The organism is candidate division WOR-3 bacterium (assembly GCA_026418155.1).
Classification (GTDB): domain Bacteria; phylum Hydrothermota; class Tepidihabitantia; order Tepidihabitantales; family CAIPLT01; genus JAOABV01.
Genome location: JAOABV010000069.1, coordinates 1 through 8,840 on the forward strand (window position 1 = coordinate 1; position 8,840 = coordinate 8,840).

The following is an 8,840-nucleotide window of genomic DNA, read 5'->3' on the forward strand; positions in this document are numbered from 1 at the left end:
GTTGGAAATATTGTATTTTATTAGATATAATAATAACGCACTGGCCATAATCAAATGCCCAACCGGCCCGTTTGCCCGAGAAGGTAAAGGATTAGACGACTTCATCATCTATCCTATTGAGAATCCAGAGGTTAAATCATTCGGTCACTTTAAGGACAATCAAAATATCTTTAGATTGGACGGTCAGAAGGATATGCCATCGGGTTGTCGAGGGGTATGCCCCCCGGCCTGCCCCCTGGCTTGTCGACCGGCTCACCTATTAGGTGGCCGAGAATGTCAGCCAAGTCTCTGGTTAAAAGGAAGTATAATTGAATTGATAACCGGGATTGTCTATTAACAAAAACAGCAGGAGCGAACATTAAAAAAGGACGGTAAAGAATATGCTTATCTTTAGTTTACAGAGTTTTCACTAATTTAAAAATCTGTTTCACATATCCATTATAACTAAATCTCATAAACTTTATAGTATCTCTTGGACACATTGCATGACAATATTTCGGAAAAGAATATACTAATCTTTAATTTGCAGAGTTTCCACAAACATTAACAATATCTCCCAAAATATTGCATGTACTTATCTTGCGCATCTGGACAAGAACAAATTTGAAAATTGTAAACTTTTGCAACCCTCTTATTTTTTTATTTATCAAAGAGGTCTGATTTATTTTTGTTAGTTATTAGTGTTTTCTTTATTCTGTAGCGAAAAGTTCTTTATTATGGATTTGATAAATTCAATCACTTTACTTTTTGCATTCAAAATCTCGGTGCTTAAATCTGAACTCATAGTAAATGATTTCGGTTGGATGCCCAGTAATGAGATTCGACAGTTATGTTGTTTCTTAATTAGTTCAATAGTTAAAGTCAAGGGCAAGGTATGAGTTGACATTAAACCATAGGCAATATCTTGGATTTCATTCTCTTCAAATAATTTATATTCACCAGGCTTGGCATCAAAATTACAAGCATCAACAAAAATTATCCAATCAGGTTTTTCGGCAACTGCTTTATCAATATAATTCTCCGGCGTGATACCAACATCAAAAATTGTAACATTATTTAAGTTATAAGTTTTAAGTTCCTCGGCAATCAAACTGCCAATCGCGTCATCTGAGCGCATTCGATTGCCAATACCAATTATCACTATATTCATCCTGAAGACAATTATTTATAAGATGATAGACTGATAGATTAGTCTTGAAATACAAAAATCTTTATCTCTTGGCATAACCGTTGAATGCGACTGCAGACATCTCAATACAAGCACCCTTGGGCAGTGCGCTAACCTGAACAGTTGCCCGGGCTGGATAATCTTTATTAAAATATTGAGCGTAAATGTTATTCATTTCCGCAAATTTACTTAAATCAGTCAGATATATTGTTATGCTGACAATATCATCTAATGAACAATTAATACTTTCTAAAATAGATTTAAGATTAGCAAAAATTTGTTTGGTTTCAGCAACTATACCACCTTCAACTAAATTACCGGTCTCAGGGGAAATACCGATTTGGCCTGAAAGATAAATCAAATTATCAACTTGAATCGCCTGACTATACGGTCCGATTGGTTTTGGTGCTTTTTCCGTGTATATGATTCTTTTCATTCTCCTATCTTACGCTTCCGTATTTTTTATGATGCAAGATTCCCTAATGCTAAAGAATACATTTTAGTCTCTTTGGTATCGGCTCGGGATAACATTACCACTGGTCTTTTTGCACCGATAATGATTCCGCAAATCTTGGCATTGCCCAAATATTGCAATCCTTTTCCTAAGATATTACCAGTGGCAATACTGGGAACAATAACTATATCAACATCGCCCGAGATTTTTGTATTTACCTTTTTAACTTTAGCCGCATACGGTGAGAAGGCAACATCTAAGGCTAACGGACCTTCAATTAAAGCATCACCAAATTCTCCCTGCTCACCCATACGAGTAATCACAGCCCAATCTAAGGTCTCTTGTAAATTTAGATTGATGCGCTCAATTGCTGACAACAGTGCGACTTTGGGTTTAGTTACGCCTAAAAATTTGGCAAGCGCAATACTATTGCGGACAATGTCAATCTTTCTTTTCAAATCAAGTTCAACATTAATGCCACCATCAGAAATAAAGATAATTTTATGATAACTGGGTAATTCTAATAGCGCGATATGACTTAATAATCTTTCTCCTCTTAAACCTAATCGCTCATCTAAAACACCTTTTAAGAAATTAGAGGTTGTTACCTGTCCTTTCATTAAAAAATCGCCTTTTTGCGCTACTTCTTTAACTGCTTGCGTAATTGATTCTTTCTCATCCGCACAGTGGTAAATTTCAAATTCGTTCTCAGGAATATTTAACTCTTTTAGTATATTGAGAATATTATCTTTGTTACCAAAAAGCACTCCAGTGGCAATACCCATCTTTTTGCTTTCGTAGATTGCTTCAATCGATGGTGGATCTTCAGCACAGGCAACAACGCACCTCTTGATTCCGCGTTTTTTTGCCATCTCAATCATTTCTGAAAAGTTTTTGAGCATATTTTAAACTAATATTAAATAATAGTTATGATAATATGATAATTAGAATACAAATTTTTCTTTTAATGTCAAGTAGTTTACGAAAAAGACCCCTTATAACCACTGATGACAAAAATATTAGAAGTACTCAGTAAATTCATAAGTAAAGATGACTATTTCATAGATCTTATATTAAAATACCTGATGTTTTGCACTCCAATCGGCGATGAAACAATATTTAGTGATATTCCAAAATCTTTATCTTCGCTTTTCCCACAATATTTAATACCTTTGCTTGTTCTTCTAACTCGCCTTCCGACAATTTAATATGAGTAGCATCTGCTGGGAATTGACCAAAAGTTGGGTCAACCATAATCCATTTTCTGAGATAGACTTTATTCCAAGCATGATAATAGAATTTACCATCAACATATACTAAACCCACACAAATCTGACAAGGAATTCCTGCAGCACGACTTAATGCGGTGAATAATACCGCATGTTCGTTGCAGTCGCCTTCTAAATTTTTCAAAACATCAAGTGCTGAAGGCAGAGATGCGGTTGCACGCTTTTGAATATTGGTGAAAACCCACTTCATTATGTTTTCCGTAATTTTAACAGCGTTAGTCTCTTGACCAATAATTTTGTTAATGGTCTTTTTAATCGCAGGGTCATCACTTTGAACATAAAGCGAAGGCTTTAATAGTTCTCTGTATTCAGTTATGGGCAGAGTCAAGTTTGAAGGAATTCTTTCAGGAGTTGTGATTTCAAGGATTAACGGTTGATTTTGAATTATACGCTGTGTTTCATCGGCGATGATTAAGTCAGATAAATTAGCATCTGTAAATTTTACTTTTAAATATTTTACCGCACGCGGGTTAGAGATTAATGTATCGACCGTAATTGAAAAAAGCGAAAGAATATCAATTTTGCCCAAAGATTCTTCTTGCAATAATGCTTGGTCGCGAGTTTCTTCAATCATCACCATTCCCGGAGGCGATACTTCTTTTTTACTGATGCCGTTTTCATCCAACCAGACAATTGTTTTCAATCCTAACATTTCGATTTCTACTTTATATAAATTATAATCTTTATCTACAATTGTAATTTGTTCTTTGCCTAAAAATTTAATCTTGGCATCAATCAAGGAAAGTGTGGTTGCATCAAAGACTTTAATCATTTGTTCTTTATTTATTGGTAATTTTTTCTTGATTGCAACTGTTCCTAATATTAGTGATGGGTATATTGGAAAGTTAGCATTTAATTGTGTTTTTTTTATTGCGCCACCACTGTTAACTTCAATATTTAATCTGCCATTATCAATTTGGCCGTTAGCACTAAATATACGATTTCTCGAATTAAAACTAAACTCAAAATCCTTAAGGGTATAATCACTGTGAAGTGTGCCCGAAAAGTTTGAGATGACCTGTTCTGGTTGTTCCATCATTTTTAGATTGATTTTAATCCGATTAATCAATTTGTAATAATCTTTGACTTTTTGTAAACGAGAAAAAGAATAGCCGATCTTTTCTTGTTTCAAATAGATACCCATCCATTGTTCTTCATTGAGAATTTTAGCAACATTATTTTTCGGCGGACACGATATAATTAAAAATAATAACAGAATCAGTGCTTTTATTCTCATATTACAAGCATAGTTGAAAATCTACTAAAAGTCAAAACATTTTGTGCTATCTATCGTAAAAGGATTATTTTGAATAATTTGTAATCAGAGTTTTGCAAAAAATAGACGCCGTTTTTGAGATTTTTTTCGGTGTACCAAATAAAGGGCGATTTTTTTTCTTTGATTAATTGACCAAATGCATTAAATATTTTTACTTGTGTATTACCGCAATTAATATAGCAATATTCTCTAACCGGGTTGGGGAAAATATAACATTTATAATCAGGTCTAAAATTTAAGTTGTTTTCCCCAATATCGGCCTGAGAATAACGAATTTCCACCGTATCAAAAATTGAGGTATTAACTAATGAGTCACCATAACAAAACAAATAATTCCAGTTGCTTAAATCATTATGTAGATACCGTTCAAAATAAGCGGTCATATAGCGACGACTGACTTTTTGCTGCAAAGCACGAGATATTAATGCAGTCCCACCATTTTCCCAAAAATAGGAATAATCCATAAAATATCCATGATTTGCTCCATATATAACTGCAAAGACTCCTGGGGCGGGAGCATTTTGCCAATATGCCTGTCGGACTTGTTGCCAGGGCGCAATATTATCAACTGAGCCAGCCAGAATCATTTTGGGTATTAGTAGATGTTCAGAATGAGTTGAAGGAGTTGTCTGAGGGCTGGCAAATGAGACGACTGCTCGAAGTGTGTCAACTAATTTAAAAGTATCTGCAGCTAATAGCGCAATTCCACCGCCCATACTATGACCGACAAATCCCCAATTAAAAGGATCCAATTTATTATAGAAAATATCGCCAATTACAAAGTTTCTATTTGCAGTCCAGCGCGCAGCATCTACCATTGAATGGGCTCTGGTATAATGTTCTGGTGTGGGGAATGGATTAGAAATTGTCGGTAAGACCACAATATAACCCCAACTTGCTAAGTGTTGAGCATAACTGTAATAGCGGTCAATTCCCATTTGATAACCATGACCGAAAATAACAATCGGACAAGGTACTGCTGATTGCGGTATTTGATTATTCGAGTCCGGATAATAAATTCTTGAGTTACTCATTATTTCATATTGACCAGGAATATGCTCAACCCGAAAAGAGACTGAATATCTACCAAGACTATCAAATATTGGAGATTGGGCATCAAGCAGAGAGCAAATGCCAATCAAGAAAAATAGATACTTTAATCGGAGCTTATGAATATAATTAAGCAGAGTCAACTTTATCATCTTAAATTTATTTCAGAGTCTTACTGTCCGTTAACTTTATCAGATTCTGAATTAGGTTTATTATCATATTTTTTATTTAATGGTTTTATAGTTCTATGATGAGAATATTGTGATTTTTAAGAAAAATAATTTTTAGCAAAAATGCCGAAGGAGGGAGTTGAACCCTCATGCCCTTGCGGGCGGCGGATTTTGAGTCCGCTACGTCTCCCAGTTCCGTCACTTCGGCAAATCTCTTTAATATATATAATATAACAACATTTTTAATGCAGTCAACATATTTAGCAAAGACCTCCGTACTGATCAGCATTATAGAATTCAATCTGAAACTCTTATAAGAAAATCTTAACTATCTACAATACTTTTATCTTATGGCTAATTTTATAGTTTTCGTTGATTGATAATTCGACAAATGTTTTATCGTATCTGTTAGGTATAAAGAATGGGTATTATCCAAACAGATATATTCTATTTCTATTGCTCCATTTATCATAAGTCTCTTTCAATATTTCTGACTACAAAAAAAACACTGAAAAACAATGACCAATCTTATTACGTTGATCGGTAGTGCTTAATCGTACCCAAACTTGTGGATAAACCATTTTTTTACTACTTGTACTACCAAGAGGTACACTCCAACAATTGTGAAAAGTACAGGAAAATATAAGGATGGCGGTTTGATAAATCCAAATGGTTTTGCCAGTGGAGAAAACGGAATCAACAGCCCAGTCGCGACTATGAATATCGAAGTAAACATTAAAAATTTGCTTGGTCTACTTTCAATAAAAGGAATTTTTCCGGTTCGGATAATATGTATAACCAATGTCTGAGTAATTAATGATTCAAGAAACCAACCAGTATGGAAAAGTTCTTGGTTATAAACTTTCGCCTTAAAAATAAAATATAAAACTGCGAAAGTAATGAAATCGAATATCGATGAAACTGGACCGAATGTTATCATAAATTTCTTTATTGAATCAACTTGCCAAGGACGAGGTTTGGATAAATATTCACTATCGACTTTATCAGTCGGAATTGCCACTTGGGATATATCATAAAGAAAATTGTTTAATAATACCTGAATGGGACGCATCGGTAAAAATGGCAAAAATAGACTTGCTCCCGTCATACTTATCATATTACCAAAATTGGAACTTGAACCCATTTTAATGTATTTAACAATATTACCGAATGTTTTTCTACCCTCGATAATACCATCTCTTAAAACCATTAAACTTTTTTTAAGTAAAATAATATCTGCCGATTCTTTTGCAATATCAACTGCATTGTTTACTGAAATCCCAATATCTGAGGCCTTTAATGCCAATGCATCGTTTATTCCGTCTCCCAGGTAGCCAACAATATGTTTATTTGCATGAAGCGCACGAATTATCCTTTCTTTTTGAATCGGAGAGAGCCGAGCAAATATATTGTTCTTTTCTACTAAATCTTTAAGTTCATCATCAGTTATTTTTTCAACTTGTTCCCCGGTTAATAATCCCATAACATCTAATCCAACCTCACTACAAATTTTCTTTGTAACTAATTCATTATCTCCAGTTAAAACTTTAAATTCAATACCCATCTTCTTAAGTGCCGCAATAGTTCTCTTTGCCGTAGGTCTTGGTGGGTCAAGAAATGCAACATATCCTTTTAGAATCAATTCCTTTTCGTCAGCTTTAGAATATAATGATTGTTTATTTATTATGTTTTTATAGGCAATAGCAAGGACTCTAAATCCTTGAGCGCTCAAACTATCATATTCCTCTTTTAAGTCTGCTAATATCCAATCGCCAATATCTAATATTACGCCTTCCAATTCATATTTAGTACATCGCTTAAAAATTTCTTCAGGCGCGCCTTTAGCAATGAGCATATGTTGACCATTGACTTCAACTACAACTGACATTAATTTTCGTGAAAAGTCAAATGGTATTTCATCAACCTTTTTGTATTCTTTTACTAACAATTTTTCATGTCGTAAAATTGCTTGGTCTAATAAATTTTTTAAACCGGTTTGATAGAAACTATTAATGTAAGCATATCTAAGAACATCTTCATTTTCTCGCCGAGCAACATCACAGTGATGTTCTAAGATGATACGGTCTAAAGTAAGTGTCCCAGTTTTATCTGTACAGATTACATCCATTGCACCTAAATTCTGAATCGAATTGAGCCGTTTCACAATTACTTGTTTTTTAGCCATTGCGATTGCACCTTTGGAAAGATTGATTGCGACAATCATTGGTAACATTTGTGGGGTTAAGCCAACTGCTACTGCTAACGAGAAAAGTAAGGCTTCAATCATATTATGTTTAAATATGGTATTGATAAGAAATATAACTGCAATTAATATCAGCATCGAACGAATCATTAATATTGTAAATTGATGAATTCCTTTTTCGAAACTTGTTTGTATCCGTATCGTCGTTAATTTCTGTGATAATTCGCCGAATTGAGTTGCAATACCAGTTTTAATCACAATTCCGACTCCGCTACCACTGACAACACTTGAACCCATAAATGCAATATTAGTAAGTTCGGAGATCGAATGGTTTGCTGGTAGAATTGGTTCGCCAATTTTTTCAACTGGAAAAGATTCGCCGGTTAAAGTTGACTGGTTGACGAATAAGTCTTTGCAAGATATTATTCGCAAATCAGCCGGTATAATATCGCCGGCGGATAAATTCACGATATCCCCCGGTACAATCTCTGTGATTTTTACTTCCTTCAGTTTTCCGTTTCGGCAAACAGTTGCTGTTGTCTGAACTAATTCGCTCAACTTCTCTGCTTCTTTTCCGGCACGGTATTCTTGACTAAATGAAAGACCCACACTCATCATCGCCATCAATATAACCAAAACTGCAGAAATTTTTTCACCAAAAAAAATTGAAAATACCGCAATTACTAATAACACAATAACTAAAGGATTTAAAAATTTTTCCAGAATTTTAATTACTATTGACTTTTCTTTTTTGTGAACCGGCTCATTGTATCCATAGATTTCAAGGCGTTTTTGGGCTTCAAGATCAGTTAATCCCTTAATTGATGTTTGTAACTTTTCAAAAATAAAATCCGGGGTGGTTCGGATATAATCAAAATCGATAACTTGTAATTTTTTGTCCATATTTATTTGATATTCATCTGATTAAGAAACTCTTTTACTTTAATTAATGCTTTTGCTCGATGGCTAATCTTATTTTTTTCTTCCGGTGATAATTCGGCAAATGTTTTATCAAAGCCATCAGGTATAAAGACTGGGTCATAGCCAAAGCCAGACTCGCCTTTCGGTTTGTCGGCAATTACGCCCGAACAAACTCCTTCAAATATCTTAAGAGGAAGATTATAAGAATCAGGAAGCGCTACTGCACAAACGCAGCGAAAACGTGCTTGGCGATTTGCAATACCTTCTAATAGTTTTAGGAATTTTTTCACATTATCTTGATAGGTTGCT

General features: G+C 34.4%; 8 protein-coding genes and 1 tRNA gene. 1 reads left to right on the plus strand and 8 read right to left on the minus strand.

Features of this window, described 5'->3' with window-relative positions; translation table 11 throughout:
• Positions 1-337: hypothetical protein (locus tag N2201_06825; protein ID MCX7785917.1), on the plus strand; the 337-nt coding region annotated here is incomplete at its 5' end.
• Positions 338-670: 333 nt separating this feature from the next.
• Here N2201_06825 and N2201_06830 read toward each other — a convergent pair.
• The 8 genes from N2201_06830 to N2201_06865 form a co-directional block, all read right to left on the minus strand.
• Positions 671-1,141, minus strand: coding sequence for a hydrogenase 3 maturation endopeptidase HyCI (locus N2201_06830; protein MCX7785918.1), 471 nt, complete (start codon positions 1,139-1,141; stop codon positions 671-673).
• 70 nt (positions 1,142-1,211) lie between these two features.
• The gene (locus N2201_06835; GenBank protein ID MCX7785919.1) at positions 1,212-1,604 is read right to left on the minus strand and encodes a RidA family protein; all 393 of its coding nucleotides are present in this window, start codon (positions 1,602-1,604) and stop codon (positions 1,212-1,214) included.
• A gap of 26 nt (positions 1,605-1,630) precedes the next feature.
• Positions 1,631-2,524 carry a phosphate acyltransferase gene (locus N2201_06840; protein ID MCX7785920.1) on the minus strand — a complete coding sequence of 298 codons (894 nt, stop codon included), beginning with the start codon at positions 2,522-2,524 and terminating at the stop codon, positions 1,631-1,633.
• 217 nt (positions 2,525-2,741) lie between these two features.
• The gene (locus N2201_06845) at positions 2,742-4,148 is read right to left on the minus strand and encodes a transglutaminase domain-containing protein (protein ID MCX7785921.1); all 1,407 of its coding nucleotides are present in this window, start codon (positions 4,146-4,148) and stop codon (positions 2,742-2,744) included.
• Positions 4,149-4,198: 50 nt separating this feature from the next.
• Positions 4,199-5,389: a T9SS type A sorting domain-containing protein gene (locus N2201_06850; GenBank protein ID MCX7785922.1), complete on the minus strand. Its 1,191-nt coding sequence runs from the start codon at positions 5,387-5,389 to the stop codon at positions 4,199-4,201.
• A gap of 142 nt (positions 5,390-5,531) precedes the next feature.
• Positions 5,532-5,615, minus strand: a tRNA-Leu gene (locus N2201_06855).
• 342 nt (positions 5,616-5,957) lie between these two features.
• Positions 5,958-8,513, minus strand: coding sequence for a magnesium-translocating P-type ATPase (gene mgtA / locus N2201_06860; GenBank protein MCX7785923.1), 2,556 nt, complete (start codon positions 8,511-8,513; stop codon positions 5,958-5,960).
• A gap of 2 nt (positions 8,514-8,515) precedes the next feature.
• Positions 8,516-8,840 (minus strand): non-canonical purine NTP pyrophosphatase (locus tag N2201_06865; GenBank protein ID MCX7785924.1); only part of this gene is annotated, 325 nt, incomplete at its 5' end.